Source organism: Pseudomonas sp. PHC1 (genome assembly GCF_046487845.1).
Lineage (GTDB): Bacteria > Pseudomonadota > Gammaproteobacteria > Pseudomonadales > Pseudomonadaceae > Aquipseudomonas > Aquipseudomonas sputi.
Window position 1 is genome coordinate 92,649 of sequence record NZ_JBJXHJ010000003.1, and the last position, 17,500, is coordinate 110,148.

Sequence of the window (17,500 nt, forward strand, 5' to 3'; positions counted from 1 at the left end):
GTTCGGGTCAGTCAGCGCACACGCACATAGGTACCGGGTGCCGCTTCCATCGGTGGATAATTGGCGTTGCCGAGGGTCATCTGGGTTTCGTGCAGGGTACCGGAGCGCTGCTGCACCCACTCCAGCCACTGCGGCCACCAGCTGCCGTCGACTTTCCTGGCGTCGTAGTACCAGGCGCGCGGATCACCGCTGAGCTTGCTGTTCTCGACGTAATGGGCTTTCGGGTTGCCCGGCGGGTTGAGAATGCTCTGCACGTGGCCGCTGTTGGACAGCACGAAGCGCCGCTCACCGCCCAGCAACAGCGTCGAGCGATACACCGCATCCCAGGGTGTGATGTGGTCGTTCATGCCGGCCACGCTGAAACTGTCGACCGTGACCTTCTGCAGGTCGATCGGCGTGCCGCACACTTCCAGGCCGCCCGGATGGGTCAACGGGTTGTGCTTGAAGAAGTCCAGAATGTCGCCGTGAAACGCGGCGGGCAGGCGGGTGCTGTCGTTGTTCCAGTAGAGGATGTCGAACGCCGGCGGCTCCTTGCCCAGCAGGTAGTTGTTGACGAAGTAACTCCAGATCAGATCGTTGGGGCGCATCCAGGCAAACACCTTGGCCATGTCGCGGCCGTCCAGCACGCCTTTCTGATAGGAGCGCCGCTTGGCCGCTTCCAGGGTCTGTTCATCAGCAAACAGAGTGGCCGGGGTGTTCATTTCACTGTCGAGCAGGCTCACCAGATAGGTGGCGCTGGAGACCCGCCGCAACTGCCGCTTGGCTTGCAGATGCCCCTGCAGCGCGGCGATGGTCAGCCCGCCTGCGCAGGCGCCCATCAGGTTGACCTCACGGGCGCCGGTGATTGCCCGGCAGATGTTCATCGCTTCTTCCACGGCTTCGACGTAGGTCGACAGGCCCCATTCGCGATGCCGTACATCCGGGTTGCGCCAGCTGATCATGAAGGTCTGCAAACCGTTCTTCAGGGCGAACTGGACGAAGCTGTTGCTCGGGCTGAGGTCGAAAATGTAGTACTTGTTGATTTGCGGCGGCACCACCAGCAGCGGTTTCGCATACTGTTTTTCGCTCATCGGCCGGTACTGGATCAGCTCGAGCATTTCGTTGCGAAACACCACTGACCCTGTGGTGGTGGCGACGGTCTTGCCGACTTCGAAAGCCTGTTTGGTCACCTGCCGGGGCAGGCCGTCGTTGTGCAGCAGATCATCGACCAGATGGCTCAGACCGCGCACCAGACTGTGGCCGCCGGAGTTGAACAGTTCCTTGACCGCCAGCGGATTGAGCAGGGTGTTGGAGGGCGCCACGGCATCGTTGAGCAGGGTGAAGGCGAAGTGCGCGCGGGCGCGGTCGTCGTCGCTCATGCTGCTCTCGTCGATCCAGCTCTTGACCTGTTTCTGCCAGGCCAGATAAGCCTGAAGGCTGCGCCGATAGAACGGGTTCAGGCTCCACGCCGGATCGGCGAAGCGGCTGTCCTGTGGATTGGTCGGATGCAGGGTTTCGCCGAGCAGCACGCGTCCGAGCGCGCCCCCCAGCTTCAAGGCGTGTTTTGCACTGTGGATCGGATTGCGCAAGCCGTGGGCCGCCACGCTGCGCAAGGTCGAGATCAGATCGCGGCCACGCAGACCGGTCATGGCACTCTGTGCATTGATGAACACGGCGGGGCTGGGCACCACACCCGTCGCTGGTTTGTCACGCATGACTCAACACTCCTTCGTCTTCAGGCCAAAAACAAACACACCGAACCAGAACACCATAGACGCTGTTGCGGGTTGTTGCCTGCGCAGCGTCCTGCCACGCATGTTCAAAAAATACTGTGCAAGGAACTGTCCAGAAAACCGGGTCGGGACCGTTATCCGCCCAGCGGTGTCGGGTGCGGATGCATCACCGCACGCTGACGTTCCTCCTGGAGGAATTTCATGATGATCGGCGCCACCGCCTCGGCCCGGGTAATCAGGAACAGATGCCCGTCGTCGATGATGTGCAGCTGCGCGTTGGGGATTCGCCAGGCAAGCATGCGCATGTTGATCAGCGGAATCAGCGGATCGTCATCGCCGGCCAGCACCAGCGTCGGCTGGTGGATCTTGTGCAGCCAGTGAATGCTGGTCCAGCCCAGGCCCGCGAACAGTTGCCAGTAGTAGCCGAGTTTGCCCGCCGAACGCACCTTGGCCGCATGGCTGGCGGCGAGTGTCGGGTCGCGACGGAACGAGCCGCCGTAGATCATCGGGGCGATGCGGATCACATGGGACGGCTGGATGTAGCGCCGTGGGCTGGCCATCATCCACAGCACTTTCGGCTTGCCCGGCACCATCACCGCACCGGCCGCGGTCGCCGCCAGCACCAGCTTCTTGCAGCGCTCGGGATAGTCGTAGGCGAACTGCTGCGCCAGCGCGCCACCCCACGACACGCCGATCACGTTGACCTGTCCGTAGTCGAGGTAATCGAGCATCCGCGCGGTGAGTTTCGCCAGCCCGGGGAAGCGATACGGTCGGCTCGGCGTCGAAGAACCACCGACACCGGGCACGTCGAAGGCGATCACTTCCAGGTCCGGATCCAGCGCCGCGACAAAAGGAAACACCAGCTCCAGGTTGGCGCCGATGCCGTTGAATATCAGCAAGGGCGTCAAGTGAGGCTTGCCGGGGCGGACCGCCGTGCGGATGGTCTGGCCATCGAGCTCGACAGTTCGAAAGATGAACGGGTGCGGCATGCTTCAAGGCCCTGTGGGTCGCAATCTCAGTGTTCACCTCACTCCCGAAAAGGGAGTGAGGTGTGTCGGTTACCGCTCGTGTACGTAAGTGCCTGGTGAAGCTTCACCTGCCGGATACGCCTTGTTGCCCAGTTTGGTTGGCGCCTTTTTCAGCTCGCCCGAACGCGCGGCCTGCCACGCCTGCCAGTACAGCCACCAGGAGTCGGCGTGCTTGGTCGAGTTTTCCTGCCAGTCATCGGCATTGGCGGTCATTTCGTCGCTGGTCATGTAGCGCGATTTCGGGTTGCCCGGCGGGTTCAGGATGCTCTGGATATGCCCGCTGCTGGACAGCACGAATTCCACCTTGCCACCGAACAGCTGCGCCGACTTGTAGCAGGACTTCCACGGGGTGATGTGGTCGTTGGTGCCGGCCAGCGAGAAGATGTCGGCGGTCACCTGCTTGAGGTCGATCGGCGTGCCGCACACTTCCAGTGCATTGGGGCGAATCAGTGGGTTGTTTTTGAACATCTCGATCAGGTCGCCGTGGAACGCGGCCGGCAGTCGAGTCGTATCGTTGTTCCAGAACAGGATGTCGAACACCGGCGGCTCGTTGCCGAGCAGGTAGTTGTTGACCCAGTAGTTCCAGATCAGATCGTTGGGGCGCATCCAGGCGAAGACCTTGGCCATGTCTTTGCCTTCGAGCACGCCGGCCTGATACGAATGGCGCTTGGCGGTCTCCAGGGTCTGCTCGTCGACGAAGAGCGCGACGTCGCTGTCCAGCGTTGTATCGAGCACGCTGACCAGCAGGGTCAGGGCGTTGACCTTGTTCTCGCCGATCGCCGCGTAGTGGCCGAGCAGGGCGGTGCAGGTGATGCCGCCGGAGCAGGCGCCGAGCATGTTGACGTCCTTGCTGCCGGTGATCGCGGTGACCACGTCGACCGCTTCCTTCAGGGCTTCGATGTAAGTCGAGAGGCCCCACTCGCGCTGTTCCTTGGTCGGGTTGCGCCAGCTGACGATGAAGGTCTGCACATTGTTGCGCAGGCAGAAGCGCGCCAGGCTCTTGTCCGGGCTCAGGTCAAATACATAGAACTTGTTGATCTGCGGCGGCACCACCAGCAGCGGGCGCTCGTGCACCTGTTCGGTGATCGGCTTGTACTGGATCAGCTCCAGCACGTCGTTGCGAAACACCACTGCGCCCTCGGTCACGCCCAGACTCTTGCCGACCTCGAACGCGCCCATGTTGACCTGGCTCGGCATGCCGCCGTTGTGCACCAGATCCTTGGCCAGGTGCGAGAGCCCGTCGAGCAGGCTCTTGCCGCCGGTCTCGAAGAAACGTTTGACCGCCGCCGGGTTGGCTGCCGTGTTGGTGGGCGCCATGGCCTCGGTCATCAGGTTGATCACGAAGTGGCCGCGCGCGATGTCCTTGGGCGAGAGGCTGCTGTCGTCGATCCAGGCATGGAGTTCCTTGCGCCACGCCAGGTAGGTTTGCAGATAACGTTTGTACAGCGGGTTCTGACTCCACGCCGGATCGACGAAGCGACGGTCATCGCCCGCCGGTTGCAGGTCGGATTTGCCGAACAGCACGTTCTTCAGTTCGAGGCCGAACTGGGTGACGTGTTTGACGCTATGGATCGGTTGTTTGATGGCCTGGGTCAGCACCATTCGAGCAGAGGCCAGCAGATCCTTTCCGCGAAGCCCAACGACAGGATTCAGCCCCAGGGTGTTCTCCGAGGCCTGGTACTTCAAATCATCGTTATTCTTGTTACTCATCTACGACGCTCCATTGTCCTGAGACGAGTACCCGGTTTTCTGCTGTGCAGTTCCACAGCCAATGCCAGGTACTACTGCTCGGGTGACCGTTGATTCTGCATAGCTGCTTTACAGTCGTAGAGCACTGCAGGGAACTTGCCAGTTCCATTGGTTACCCGAGATTGATTTTTTTCGCAAGCAGCCGATCCCGGGCCGCTTTAGCGGAGCATTCAAACAGATGAATCTAGAAAATGCCCTCTAAACAGTCCGAGGCGCGGACTAGAGCATCAGCTTGACGACGGACTGGTCCGGGTCGCGGGTTTTGCCGGCGGCTTTGAGCTCGGCCAGATAATCGGCCCAGAGTGCGTCATGACGTCGCCCCAGCTCGTAAAGATAATCCCAGGTGAACAGACCGCTGTCGTGACCGTCGTCGAAGGTCAGTTTCAGTGCGTACTGACCGGCCGGTTCTACTTTGGTCAGGCCGACGTGCAGCTTGCCGAATTGCAGGATCGGTTTGCCGTGGCCCTGGACCTCGGCGGAGGGGGAATGCACGCGCAGGAATTCGGCGGGCAGGGTGTATTCCTCGCCGGACGCGTATTTGAGCGACAGGGTTTTCGAGGCTTTGTGCAGTTTGATGTCGGTGGGGAGTTGGGTCATCGCCGGCGTTCCGTCAGGTGGAAAAAATTGTGGGAGCCGATGGCTCCCACAGTTTCACGACCACTGTAAGTATGGCTTACAGGATATAACGGGACAGGTCTTCGTTCTGCGCCAATTCGCCCAGGTGGCTGTTGACGTACTCGGCGTCGATCTGGATCGCCTTGTCGTCGTGGGCGCTGGCCAGGTCGCCGGCACTGAACGACACCTCTTCCAGCAGACGCTCGAGCAGCGTGTGCAGGCGACGCGCACCGATGTTCTCGGTCTTCTCGTTGACCTGCCAGGCGATCTCCGCCAGACGCTTGATACCTTCCGGCTGGAACTGGATGTTCAGGCCTTCGGTCTTCAGCAGCGCGCAGTATTGCTCGGTGAGCGAGGCGTGCGGTTCGCTGAGGATGCGTTCGAAGTCCTGCGGGCTCAGGGCCTTGAGCTCGACACGGATCGGCAGGCGACCTTGCAGCTCCGGCACCAGGTCGCTCGGCTTGCTCAGGTGGAACGCACCGGAGGCGATGAACAGGATGTGATCGGTCTTGACCATGCCCAGCTTGGTGTTGACGGTGCAGCCTTCGATCAGCGGCAGCAGGTCACGTTGCACGCCCTCGCGGGACACATCGGCACCGCCGACATTGCCGCGCTTGGCGACCTTGTCGATCTCGTCGATGAACACGATGCCGTGCTGCTCGACCGCTTCCAGGGCCTTGGCCTTCAACTCTTCTTCGTTGACCAGGCGACCGGCTTCTTCGTCGCGGACCAGCTTCAGCGCTTCCTTGACCTTGAGCTTGCGCGACTTCTTCTTGCCCTTGCCCATGTTGGCGAACAGGTTCTGCAACTGGTTGGTCATTTCTTCCATGCCCGGAGGCGTGGCGATTTCGATGCCGGCCATCTCGGCGACCTCGATCTCGATTTCCTTGTCGTCCAGCTGACCTTCGCGCAGGCGTTTGCGGAACAGTTGGCGGGTGTTGGAGTCCTGGCTCGGCGCTTCTTCGTTGCTCAAGCCCATGCGGGCCGGCGGGAGCAGAGCATCGAGGATACGGTCCTCGGCGGCGTCTTCGGCACGATGACGAACGCGGGTCATTTCCTGCTCGCGCAGCATCTTGATCGCGGCATCGGCCAGATCACGGATGATCGATTCGACATCGCGGCCGACATAGCCGACTTCGGTGAATTTGGTCGCTTCGACCTTGATGAACGGCGCGTTGGCCAGTTTGGCCAGGCGACGGGCGATCTCGGTTTTACCGACGCCGGTCGGGCCGATCATCAGGATGTTCTTCGGGGTCACTTCAACGCGCAGCTCTTCAGGCAGCTGCATGCGGCGCCAGCGGTTGCGCAGGGCAATCGCGACAGCGCGCTTGGCATCGTCCTGGCCGATGATGTGGCGGTTGAGTTCGTGGACGATTTCGCGGGGAGTCATGGACATAATAATTGACGGTCCTCAAGCAGAAACAAGCCGTGGCACAGGGGCCGCGTCAGGCTTGGTCAGCGAGATCCTGCTCCTCAATGGTCTGGTTGTGGTTGGTGAATACACAGATGTCGCCGGCGATGCCGAGAGCGGTCTCGACGATTTCCCGGGCCGACAGGTCGGTCTTCTTCAGCAGGGCGCTGGCGGCGGCTTGCGCATAGCCGCCTCCGGAACCCATGGCGATCAGGCCGTCTTCGGGTTCGACCACGTCACCGTTGCCGGTGATGATCAGCGAGGCGTCCTTGTTGGCGACCGCGAGCATCGCTTCGAGGCGGCTCAGGGAGCGGTCGGTGCGCCATTCTTTGGCGAGTTCGACGGCGGCGCGGATCAGGTGGCCCTGGTGTTTCTCGAGCTGGCCTTCGAAACGTTCGAACAGGGTGAAGGCGTCGGCGGTGGCACCGGCGAAACCGGCGATGACTTCGCCGTGGTACAGGCGACGAACTTTCTTCGCGTTGCCTTTCATCACGGTATTGCCGAGAGAAACCTGGCCGTCGCCGCCCATGACGACTTTGCCGTGGCGGCGGACTGAAACGATGGTGGTCAAGGGAAGAGTCTCCACACTGCGGGGCGAAAATGCCTTATGCCCATTCATATGGGGGTGATGGAGAGGATTTCAACTGCGGGGCGGGAGAGGGGACGAGCGGTGGTTTCCAGGTGATCGTCCCCACGCAGAGCGTGGGAACGATCAGTGGGGAGTTGTTAGCGGCTCTGGCGTTGTTGTAACAACAGGTTGCTGAAACCCGCGCCCGCCAGTTGTTTCTGGGCAGTGGTCAGCTGTTCGCGGTTGCTGAACGGGCCGACCAGTACGCGATACCAGGTTTCATCCTTCACCGTCCCGGACTCAACCGCCACTGCCTGACCGAGCAGAATGATCTGCGCGCGCACCTTGTCGGCATCCGTCTCTTTGCGGAACGAGCCGGCCTGGAGGAAGAACTTGGTCACGGGTGCAGCCTTCACCGGTGGCGCTGGCGGCGGGGTGATCCCGGCCAGTGCTGCCTGGGCGCGCGCCGTGTCGATCTTCGCCGCTTCGGCCGGGGTCACCGGCGTGGTCGGGATCGCCGGCACTTGTGGCGTCGGCAGGGTTTTCTCCGGCACCGCCTCCGGCGGCACGATCACTTCCGATTCCGGCAGCAGGGTGTAGAAGTCGTACTTCGGCTTCACCGGTTGCGTCGGGCTCGGCGGGGTCTTGTTGGCCTCGGCGATCCTGGTGGCTTTCTGTTGTTGCTGTTGCTCGACCTTCTCGCGCTTGACCGTGTCGCTGCCCTTGCCCGGCTCCAGTTTCATCAGGAACACGATGAACGCGCCGACCGTCAGGCCGATGGCCATCCACAGCCAGCCCGGAATCGGCTGCTTCGCTGGAGCTTGGTAACGGCTGGCGCCACGCTTGGGTGCAGGTTTTTTCTTGGCAGCCAACTTACATGCGCTCCAGGGTTTCCAGGCCGAGCAGTTCCAGGCCTTGCTTGAGGGTACGGCCGGTCAGCGCGGCAAGGCGCAGACGGCTTTGCATTTGTGCCGGGGTATCGGCGGCGAGGATCGGGCAGTTCTCGTAGAAGCTGGAGAACAGGCCGGCAACGTCGTACAGGTAGGTGCACAGGGTGTGCGGCGTACCCTTTTCCGCGACGTTGTTCAGCACTTCACCGAACTGCGCCAGTTTGGCCGCCAGTTCCTGTTCGTGCGCCGCTTCGAGGACGATCTGGCCGTCGACTTCGCTGAAATCCTTGCCCAGTTTGCGGAACACACCGGCCACGCGGGTGTAGGCGTACAGCAGGTATGGCGCGGTGTTGCCTTCGAAGTTGAGCATCAGGTCGAAGTTGAAGCTGTAGTCGCTGGTGCGGTGCTTGGACAGGTCGGCGTATTTCACCGCGCCGATGCCGACCACTTTGGCGATGGCACGCAGTTCTTCTTCGGCCAGTGTCGGGTTCTTTTCCTTCACCAGGCTGTAGGCACGTTCCTGCGCTTCGGTCAGCAGATCGATCAACTTCACGGTGCCGCCGTCACGGGTCTTGAACGGACGGCCGTCGGCGCCGTTCATGGTGCCGAAGCCCATGTGTTCCATTTCCATCGGATGGGTCACGAAGCCGGCCTTGCGCGCCACGGCGAACACCTGCTGGAAGTGCAGGGCCTGACGCTGGTCGACAAAGTACAGCGCCCGGTCGGCCTTCAGCTTGCCGCTGCGATAACGCACGGCCGCCAGGTCGGTGGTGGCGTACAGATAGCCGCCATCAGCCTTGACGATGATCACCGGCAGCGGCTCGCCTTCGGCGTTCTTGAATTCGTCGAGGAACACGCACTGGGCGCCGTTGCTTTCGACCAGCATGCCGGCGGCTTTCAGGTCGTTGACCACGTTGATCAGGTCGTCGTTGTAGGCGCTTTCGCCCATCACGTCGGCCATGGTCAGTTTGACGTTGAGCAGTTCGTAGATCTTCTGGCAGTGCGACAGCGAGATGTCCTTGAACCTGGTCCACAGCGCCAGGCATTCGGCATCGCCGGCCTGCAACTTGACCACCAGACCACGGGCGCGGTCAGCGAATTCCGGGGACTCGTCGAAACGCTGCTTGGCGGCGCGGTAGAAGTTTTCCAGGTCCGACAGCTCGTCGCTGGTGATCGGGTTTTCCTGCAGGTACGCCATCAGCATGCCGAACTGGGTGCCCCAGTCGCCGACGTGGTTCTGGCGGATCACGGTGTCGCCGAGGAACTCGAGCACACGGGCCACGCCGTCGCCGATGATGGTCGAGCGCAGGTGGCCGACGTGCATCTCTTTGGCCAGGTTCGGTGCCGACAGGTCGACCACGGTGCGTTGCGTCGGGCCGGCCTTGCGTACGCCAACGTGATCGTCGGCCAGGGCGGCGTCGAGGCGCGAGGCCAGTGCTTGAGTGTTCTGGAAGAAGTTGATGAAGCCTGGGCCGGCGATTTCGGCCTTGGTGACGTTTTCGTCAGCCGGCAGGGCGGCGATGATTTTTTCCGCCAGATCGCGCGGCTTCATGCCGGCAGGCTTGGCCAGCATCATCGCGATGTTGCTGGCGAAGTCGCCGTGGGTCTTGTCCCGGGCGTTTTCCACCTGGATCGCCGGCGTCAGGCCTTCAGGCAACACACCTTCGTTGACGAGTTGGGTGAGGGCTTGTTGGATCAGCTGGCGAATGGTGTCTTTCATGGTCTTCTCTTTCGACCGCAAGCGCGGCGGCGCATCGATGCGCGGGTGGAAAAACTGGGCATTATCCGTTGCGAAGACGGGCTTGCCAACCTTAGCAGGCAGGATGTGGATGTGTGGTGACAATTCGGCCGGTTTTGCCCGCTCAGTACAGATCCACCGGATCGACATCCAGCGACCAGCGCACCGCCCGGCCGCTTGGCATCTGTTCCAGCACCAGCAGCCAGCTCGCCAGCAATCGGTGCAGCGGCGCCCGGGCCGTGGCCTGCAACAGCAGCTGCGCGCGGTAGCGTCCGGCCCGACGTTCCATCGGCGCCGGCACGGGGCCAAGCAGTTCAATGCCGCTCAGGTTCTGCTCGGTCAGCAAGCGCTCGGCCTCGCTGCAGGCTTCATCGAGAAAACCTTCGGCCTGTCCCGGTTTGTGCGCTTCGGCGCGCAGCAGCGCCAGATGGGCGAACGGCGGCAGGCCGGCGGCGCGGCGTTCGCTCAGGGCCTGTTCGGCGAAGGCGAAGTAACCCTGCTCGGTCAATTGCACCAATAAAGGATGGTCGGCGAGGTGGGTCTGGATGATCACCTTGCCCGGCTCTTCTGCACGCCCGGCGCGCCCGGCGACCTGCACGATCAGCTGCGCCATGCGCTCGCTGGCGCGGAAGTCGCCGGAGAACAGCCCACCGTCGGCATCGAGGATCGACACCAGCGTCACCCGAGGGAAGTGGTGCCCCTTGGCCAACATCTGGGTGCCGACCAGAATGCACGGCTGACCTTTCTGGATCGTGGCGAACAACTGGTTCATCGCGTCCTTGCGCGACGTGCTGTCACGGTCGACGCGCAACACCGGATAATCCGGGAACAGAATCGCCAGCCGTTCCTCGGCCCGCTCGGTGCCGGCGCCCACGGGCCGCAGATCGACCTTGTTGCACTTCGGGCACTGGCGCGGCACGCGCTCGACGTAACCGCAGTGGTGGCAGCGCAGTTCGCCGTAGCGCTGGTGCACGGTCATCCGCGCATCGCAGCGTTGGCACTCGGACATCCAGCCGCAATCGTGGCACAGCAGTGTCGGAGCAAAACCCCGGCGGTTGAGGAACACCAATACCTGCTGGCCGGCGGCGAGGGTCTGGCCGATGGCTTGCTGCATCGGCCCGGAGATGCCGCTGTCCAGTGGGCGACTTTTCACATCCAGGCGCAGGAAACGCGGTTGCTTGGCGCCGCCGGCCCGTTCGTTCAGGCGTAGGAGTCCGTAGCGACCGGTGTAGGCGTTGTGCAGGCTTTCCAGCGATGGCGTCGCGGAACCGAGCACGATCGGGATGTTTTCCTGCCGCGCCCGCACCAGCGCCAGATCCCGCGCGTGGTAGCGCAGGCCTTCCTGCTGTTTATAGGAACCGTCGTGTTCTTCGTCGATGATGATCAGCCCCGGATTTTTCATCGGGGTGAACAGCGCCGAGCGGGTGCCGATAATAATGTCGGCCTCGCAATCGCGGGCGGCGAGCCAGGCGTCGAGGCGATCGCGATCGTTGACCGCCGAGTGCAGCAGGGCGATGCGCGCATTGAAGCGTTGTTCGAAACGGGCCAGGGTCTGCGGGCCGAGGTTGATCTCCGGGATCAGCACCAGCGCCTGTTTGCCGGCCTCGAGGGTTTCGCGGATCAGCTGCAAATAGACTTCGGTCTTGCCGCTGCCGGTGACCCCGGCGAGCAGAAACGCGTGATAACTGTCGAACCCGGCGCGGATCGCCTCGTAGGCAGCACGTTGTTCGCTGTTGAGCGGCAGTTCGGGCTGGGCGAGCCAGTGTTCATGGCGTGCGCCGGGGGCGTGGCGGCGCACTTCGACCTGCACCAGATCCTTGGCCAGCAGCAGATCGAGGCTGTCCTTGCTCAGCATCAGTTTGCTCAGCAACTGATGGGCGACGCCGTGGGGGTGCTGGGCCAGCGTCGCCAAGGCTTCACGCTGGCGCGGGGCGCGGGCGATGCGCGGGTCATCGAGGCTGGCGCCGGGAGTCACCGACCAGAAGCGCTCCTGACGGGCTTCGGCCAGCTCGCCCTGGCGTAGCAGCACCGGCAGGGCCCAGCTCAGGGTGTCGCCGAGGCTGTGCTGATAATACTGGGCCGTCCATAGGCACAGCTTGAACAGTGCCGGCGGTAGCGGAGCGGTGGCGTCGAGCAGGGCCAGCGCCGGTTTGAGCTTTTCCACCGGCACTTCGCTGGTGTCGGTCACTTCCACCAGAATCCCGATCATCTCCCGCCGGCCGAACGGCACCCGCAGGCGCATGCCCGGTTGCAACTGCGAACGCAGCACGCCGGCCGGGGCCCGATAGTCGAACAGGCGGCGCAGGGGCGAAGGCAGGGCGAGGCGCAGAATGGCGTCGGGCACGCGGGGGATTCTCATAGGCGGGGCGGTGGAGAAGGGCGGGAGCCTAGCAGACGGTCGGTTCTGTGTCCTCCATCAGGAAAGCGTTCAAATGTTGACGAGTGGATTTTGGCGTCAGGCAAGGCGCTACGACGACTCATGGCTTGCTATGGGAAGGAGTAGCAACGCAGCCTGACGTCAAAAAACGCCGTCAACATTGAACAGTCTTTTCTGATGGAGGGCACCCCTGACAGCTTGCGTGATTAGCATTGTCTGGTAGAATCCGCGGCCTAATTACGTGCGGTATTCAACAATCGTGTTGGATGGCGGCACGCCAGCTGAGGAAAACACCATGAAAGCCGATGTCCACCCGAATTACCCAGAAGTTGCAGTAACTTGCAGCTGCGGCAACAAGTTCGAAACCCGTTCGACCTTCGGCAAAGCCATGGCGATCGACGTTTGCAACGAGTGCCACCCGTTCTACACCGGTAAGCAGAAGACTCTGGACACCGGTGGTCGCGTTCAGAAGTTCGCCGACCGTTTCGGCAAGTTCGGCGCGATCAACAAGGCCTAAGGTCTTTTATTCTGGAAAATCTCTGCGGTTTTTCCGGTCTGATGAAAAAGGCGTCCCTTGCGGGCGCCTTTTTTGTGTCCGCGATTTGGCTTTCCGCCGCTCAGGCCTTCTGTCCGGCGCCGGCCGGGCTGGACAGCGTCACGGTGCAGCGGGTGGTCGACGGCGACACCCTGCGCCTGAGCGACGGGCGCAATGTGCGGATGATCGGCCTCAATACGCCCGAGCTCGGCAAGCAGGGCCGCAGCGATGAGCCGTTTGCGGTGGCTGCGCGCAGGCGCCTCGAAGCGCTGGTCGCCGAGAGCGACGGGCGGGTTGGACTGCGACTGGGTGCCCAGGCCAAAGACCATTACGGTCGTACCCTGGCCCACGTGTTCAATGCCAAGGGTGAGAACCTCGAAGCGCAGATGCTCGCCGATGGCCTTGGTTTCCAGGTCGCGGTCGCGCCGAATGTCGATCTGGTCGATTGTCAGCAAGCCGCCGAACGCCGTGCGCGGCAGGCCGGGCTTGGCCTCTGGAAGCGCTCTCCTGTACTGAAAGCGGAGCAGATCGAGCGCTCGGGTTTCGCGCTGGTCAGCGGTCGTGTGAGCAAGGTCCAACGCAATCGCGGCGGAATCTGGATCGAGTTACAGGACAAGCTTGTACTGCGCGTTGCACCCAATCTGCTGGATCGCTTCGCCGGCACTTCGCTGCAAGCGTTGAAGGGCAAGAGGATCGAGGCCCGTGGCTGGGTGGTCGACCGTGCTCGGCGCGGTGGGTTGAAATCAGGTCAGGCGCGCTGGCTCTTGCCGCTGACCGATTCCTCGATGCTTCAGCCGTCCCGCTGAAGAAAAATTGTAGACATTTTTTCTGTCGATTGTGAACAGTGTAGCCCTTGTGCGCCGTGGCTCTTGGCCCAAAGTCGTAGGGCGGGGCGCTTGACAGGGGTGACCGGTCAGTCTTGTGGGGACTTTGCGAGGCGCGTATCCTCGCTGACCAGTCTGTCCAACAGTAAAAAGCGGAATGCCAAAATGTCTGATCTGAAAACTGCCGCTCTCGAATATCATGCCAATCCTCGTCCAGGAAAGCTGAGTGTCGAGCTCACCAAGGCCACTGCTACCGCCCGCGACCTCTCGCTGGCCTACAGCCCCGGCGTAGCTGAACCAGTGCGCGAGATCGCCCGCGATCCTGAACTGGCCTACAAGTACACCGGCAAGGGCAACCTGGTTGCAGTCATTTCCGATGGCACCGCGATTCTGGGTCTGGGTAACCTCGGCCCACTGGCTTCCAAGCCCGTCATGGAAGGTAAAGGCGTGCTGTTCAAGCGCTTCGCCGGCATCGACGTCTTCGACATCGAAGTCGACTCCGAAAGCCCGCAAGCCTTTATCGACACCGTAAAACGCATCTCTATCACCTTCGGTGGCATCAACCTGGAAGACATCAAGGCACCCGAGTGCTTTGAGATCGAACGCGCGCTGATCGAGCAGTGCGACATTCCGGTCTTCCACGATGACCAGCACGGCACCGCGATCGTGACCGCTGCGGGCATGATCAACGCCCTGGAAATCGCTGGCAAAACCCTGGCCGACGCCAAGATCGTCTGCCTGGGTGCTGGCGCCGCCGCCATCTCCTGCATGAAATTGCTGGTGAGCATGGGCGCCAAGGTCGAAAACATCTTCATGGTTGACCGTACTGGCGTGATCCACGCTGGCCGTGACGACCTGAACCAGTACAAGGCTGTGTTTGCTCACCCTACCGAGAAACGCACCCTGGACGACGCCATCGAAGGCGCTGACGTATTCGTCGGCCTGTCGGGCCCGAACCTGCTGAGCGCCGAGCAACTCAAGCGCATGGCGGCCAACCCGATCGTCTTCGCCTGCTCCAACCCGGATCCGGAAATCTCCCCGGAACTGGCTCACGCCACCCGTAACGACGTGATCATGGCCACCGGCCGTTCGGACTACCCGAACCAGGTCAACAACGTACTGGGCTTCCCGTTCATCTTCCGGGGTGCTCTGGACGTTCGCGCCAAGCGCATCAACGAAGAAATGAAGATCGCTGCCGCCAATGCCCTGCGCGAACTGGCCAAGCTGCCGGTACCGCAGGAAGTCTGCGACGCCTACGGCGGTATCTCCCTGGAATTCGGCCGTGAGTACATCATTCCGAAGCCAATGGACAAGCGCCTGATCACCGTGATCTCCGACGCCGTGGCCAAGGCCGCGATCGAGACTGGTGTGGCGACCCTGCCGTATCCGAAGAACTACCCGCTGAAAAGCGTGGATGACGTGTTCAACGGCTAAGTCGTTGTAGCGCTTCAACCGAAAGCCCCGGCTCCTGAGAGTCGGGGCTTTTTATTGCCTGAGGGTTTTGCATCGGGCCGGCCGCATCGCTGCAAAAAACGCAGGCAATAAAAAGCCCCGCACTTCTCACGAAGGCGGGGCTTTTCAGCGGATCAGGATTAGAACAGATCGATCGGCGCCTGTTCATCCGCCGGCAACGGACTGCCCGGCACTGCGCCACTGCCGATCTCGTTGACCGACGGTGGTGTGTCTTCGGCCTTGAACAACTCGAAGTAGGCGCCCGGTGTGCTCGGCGATGCTGCGCGACCGCTGACTGGATCCACCCGCAGGCTGAGGATGCCTTCCGGCTCCGGCTGGACATGCGGTGGCTTGTCCTTGAGCGCGGCGGCCATGTAGTTCATCCAGATCGGCAGTGCCACGGTGCCGCCGAACTCCCGGCGACCGAGGCTTTCCGGCTGGTCGAAACCGGTCCACACGGTGGTCACGTAATCGGCGTTGTAGCCGGAGAACCACGCATCCTTGGATTCGTTGGTGGTACCGGTCTTGCCGGCGATGTCGCTGCGACCCAGGGCCAGTGCGCGACGGCCGGTGCCGAGCTTGATCACGTCCTGCAACATGCTGTTGAGGATGTAAGTGGTACGGCCATCGACGATTCGCTCGGCGACTGCGGGGGCTTGCGGCACGGCAGTACTGCCTGGTGCTTCGCCCGGAACCGGCGCTGCGTTGACGGTGAACGACTGGGTTGCCGGTGCTGCGATGCCGTCGGTGGCTGCGTCGCCCTGCGGTACGGTCGGCGGGTTGGCGACGAACAGCGTGTCGCCGTTGCGGCTTTCGATCCTGTCGATGATGAACGGAGTGATCTTGTAGCCGCCGTTGGCGAAGGTGCTCCAGCCGGTGGCGATTTCCATCGGCGTCAGGGTCGCGGTGCCCAGTGCCAGGGACAGGTTGGGCGGCAGGTCCTGCTTGTTGAAGCCGAAGCGGGTGATGTAGTCGATGGTCTTGCCCACGCCCATCGCCTGCAGCAGGCGGATCGACACCAGGTTGCGCGACTTGTACAGCGCCTCACGCAGGCGGATCGGACCGAGGAAGGTGTTGTTGTCGTTCTTTGGACGCCAGACCTTGTCCAGGTATTCGTCGACGAACACGATCGGCGCGTCGTTGACCAGGCTGGCGGCGGTGTAGCCGTTATCCAGCGCAGCGCTGTAGACGAATGGCTTGAAGCTCGAGCCCGGCTGCCGCTTGGCCTGCATCGCGCGGTTGTAGTTGCTCTGCTCGAAGGCGAAACCGCCGACCAGCGAACGGATCGCGCCGTTCTGCGGATCCAGCGACACCAGCGCGCCCTGCGCCTGTGGAATCTGGCTGAACTTCAACGAATTGTTCGGCTGGCGCTGCACGCGAATCAGGTCGCCGATCTGTGCCACATCCGACGGCTGGCGCGGGTTGGCACCCATGCTGTTGGTATTGAGGAACGGACGGGCCCATTTCATGGTGTCCCACGCCACGTGCTCTTCGCCGGTGCGGGTGAGTACTTGCAGGCCGTTCTTGTCGACCTGGGTGACGATGGCCGGTTCAAGGCTGCTGATGGTGCGTTGCTTGGTCAGTTCGGTGGCCCAGGCCTCACGGGTCTTGCCCGGCAGGCGCGACTCGGGGCCACGGTAGCCGTGACGCTGGTCGTAGGTCATCAGGCCTTCGTGCAGCGCGGTGTTGGCCATTTCCTGGAGGGTGCTCGACACCGTGGTGGTGACGCGGAAACCTTCGGTATAGGCGTCGCTGCCGTAGCGGCCGACCATTTCCGCACGGGCCATCTCGGCGATGTACGGCGCGTTCACTTCCGGGGTCGGCACGTGATAGCTGGCGTTCAGTGGCTCGTTGATCGCGGCGGTGTAGTCGGCTTCGCTGATCTTGCCGAGTTTGTACATGCGGCCGAGGATCCAGTCGCGCCGCTCCTTGCTGCGCGCCGGGTTGGCCAGCGGGTTGAAGCGCGACGGGGCTTTCGGCAGGCCGGCAATCATCGCCATCTGCGCCAGGCTGACGTCGCGGATCGACTTGCCGTAATACACCTGCGCCGCCGCCTCGATGCCGTAGGCGCGGTTGCCCAGATAGATCTTGTTCACGTACAGCTCCAGGATCTCGTCCTTGGTCAGCTGTCGTTCGATCTGCAGGGCCAGAAGGATTTCCGTGGCCTTGCGCGAAAAGCTGCGTTCGCTGGTCAGGAAGAAGTTCTTCGCCACTTGCATGGTGATGGTGCTGCCACCGGACTGGATGTGGCCGCTCTTGACCAGTTGGGTCGCGGCACGCATCAGGCTGCTCGGATCGACGCCGTAGTGGTTGGCGAAGTTGTCGTCTTCAGCACTTAGTAACGCATTGATGAAATTGGGGGGAATGTCGGCAAAACGGATCGGTGTGCGGCGCATTTCGCCAAATTCTGCGATCAGCTTGTTGTCGCTGCTGTACACCCGCAGGGGAATCTGCAACTGAATGCTTCTCAGCGCCTCCACAGATGGCAAACCCGGACTAAGGTAAAGAAACGCGCCGCTGAGACCTAAAAGCAGTCCGCAGAAAACGGCGACGATGGACCAACCGAAAAATTTCAGCAGACGAATCAAGGCTTTTGGACAT

13 protein-coding genes are annotated in these 17,500 nt (G+C 62.2%); 3 read left to right on the forward strand and 10 right to left on the reverse strand.

Features of this window, described 5'->3' with window-relative positions:
* Positions 1–11 precede the first annotated feature (11 nt).
* From phaC (ACKJSM_RS05500) to ACKJSM_RS05540, 9 genes are all read right to left on the reverse strand, one after another.
* Entirely contained in the window at positions 12–1,694 is a 1,683-nt protein-coding gene (gene phaC / locus ACKJSM_RS05500) for a class II poly(R)-hydroxyalkanoic acid synthase (RefSeq protein WP_236181096.1), read from the reverse strand.
* A gap of 152 nt (positions 1,695–1,846) precedes the next feature.
* Complete coding sequence (phaZ, locus tag ACKJSM_RS05505) at positions 1,847–2,701, reverse strand: poly(3-hydroxyalkanoate) depolymerase (RefSeq protein ID WP_007952412.1); 855 nt, start codon at positions 2,699–2,701, stop codon at positions 1,847–1,849.
* Positions 2,702–2,770: 69 nt separating this feature from the next.
* Positions 2,771–4,450, reverse strand: a complete 1,680-nt coding sequence (phaC, locus tag ACKJSM_RS05510; RefSeq protein WP_039772445.1) for a class II poly(R)-hydroxyalkanoic acid synthase — start codon at positions 4,448–4,450, stop codon at positions 2,771–2,773.
* Positions 4,451–4,708: 258 nt separating this feature from the next.
* Entirely contained in the window at positions 4,709–5,086 is a 378-nt protein-coding gene (locus ACKJSM_RS05515) for a gamma-butyrobetaine hydroxylase-like domain-containing protein (protein WP_011332068.1), read from the reverse strand.
* A 76-nt stretch (positions 5,087–5,162) separates the two neighbouring features.
* Positions 5,163–6,500 carry an ATP-dependent protease ATPase subunit HslU gene (gene hslU / locus ACKJSM_RS05520; RefSeq protein ID WP_410236863.1) on the reverse strand — a complete coding sequence of 446 codons (1,338 nt, stop codon included), beginning with the start codon at positions 6,498–6,500 and terminating at the stop codon, positions 5,163–5,165.
* A 49-nt stretch (positions 6,501–6,549) separates the two neighbouring features.
* Positions 6,550–7,086 (reverse strand): ATP-dependent protease subunit HslV, encoded by a 537-nt coding sequence (gene hslV / locus ACKJSM_RS05525; protein ID WP_236181098.1) that lies wholly within the window; start codon positions 7,084–7,086, stop codon positions 6,550–6,552.
* 155 nt (positions 7,087–7,241) lie between these two features.
* Positions 7,242–7,955, reverse strand: a complete 714-nt coding sequence (locus tag ACKJSM_RS05530; RefSeq protein ID WP_236181099.1) for an SPOR domain-containing protein — start codon at positions 7,953–7,955, stop codon at positions 7,242–7,244.
* Between the two features lies 1 nt (position 7,956).
* Complete coding sequence (gene argS, locus ACKJSM_RS05535; RefSeq protein ID WP_410236864.1) at positions 7,957–9,693, reverse strand: arginine--tRNA ligase; 1,737 nt, start codon at positions 9,691–9,693, stop codon at positions 7,957–7,959.
* 142 nt (positions 9,694–9,835) lie between these two features.
* The gene (locus ACKJSM_RS05540) at positions 9,836–12,055 is read right to left on the reverse strand and encodes a primosomal protein N' (protein WP_410236865.1); all 2,220 of its coding nucleotides are present in this window, start codon (positions 12,053–12,055) and stop codon (positions 9,836–9,838) included.
* A 328-nt stretch (positions 12,056–12,383) separates the two neighbouring features.
* Between ACKJSM_RS05540 and rpmE the strand changes: the two genes are divergently transcribed.
* The 3 genes from rpmE (at position 12,384) to ACKJSM_RS05555 (ending at position 14,881) form a co-directional block, all read left to right on the forward strand.
* Positions 12,384–12,605 carry a 50S ribosomal protein L31 gene (gene rpmE / locus ACKJSM_RS05545; RefSeq protein ID WP_410236866.1) on the forward strand — a complete coding sequence of 74 codons (222 nt, stop codon included), beginning with the start codon at positions 12,384–12,386 and terminating at the stop codon, positions 12,603–12,605.
* A gap of 41 nt (positions 12,606–12,646) precedes the next feature.
* Positions 12,647–13,429 carry a thermonuclease family protein gene (locus tag ACKJSM_RS05550; RefSeq protein ID WP_410236868.1) on the forward strand — a complete coding sequence of 261 codons (783 nt, stop codon included), beginning with the start codon at positions 12,647–12,649 and terminating at the stop codon, positions 13,427–13,429.
* A 183-nt stretch (positions 13,430–13,612) separates the two neighbouring features.
* Positions 13,613–14,881 (forward strand): malic enzyme-like NAD(P)-binding protein, encoded by a 1,269-nt coding sequence (locus ACKJSM_RS05555; RefSeq protein ID WP_007952395.1) that lies wholly within the window; start codon positions 13,613–13,615, stop codon positions 14,879–14,881.
* Positions 14,882–15,039: 158 nt separating this feature from the next.
* On the opposite strand, the gene ACKJSM_RS05560 is transcribed toward ACKJSM_RS05555, so the two are convergent.
* The gene (locus tag ACKJSM_RS05560; RefSeq protein WP_373874309.1) at positions 15,040–17,484 is read right to left on the reverse strand and encodes a penicillin-binding protein 1A; all 2,445 of its coding nucleotides are present in this window, start codon (positions 17,482–17,484) and stop codon (positions 15,040–15,042) included.
* Positions 17,485–17,500: the final 16 nt, after the last annotated feature.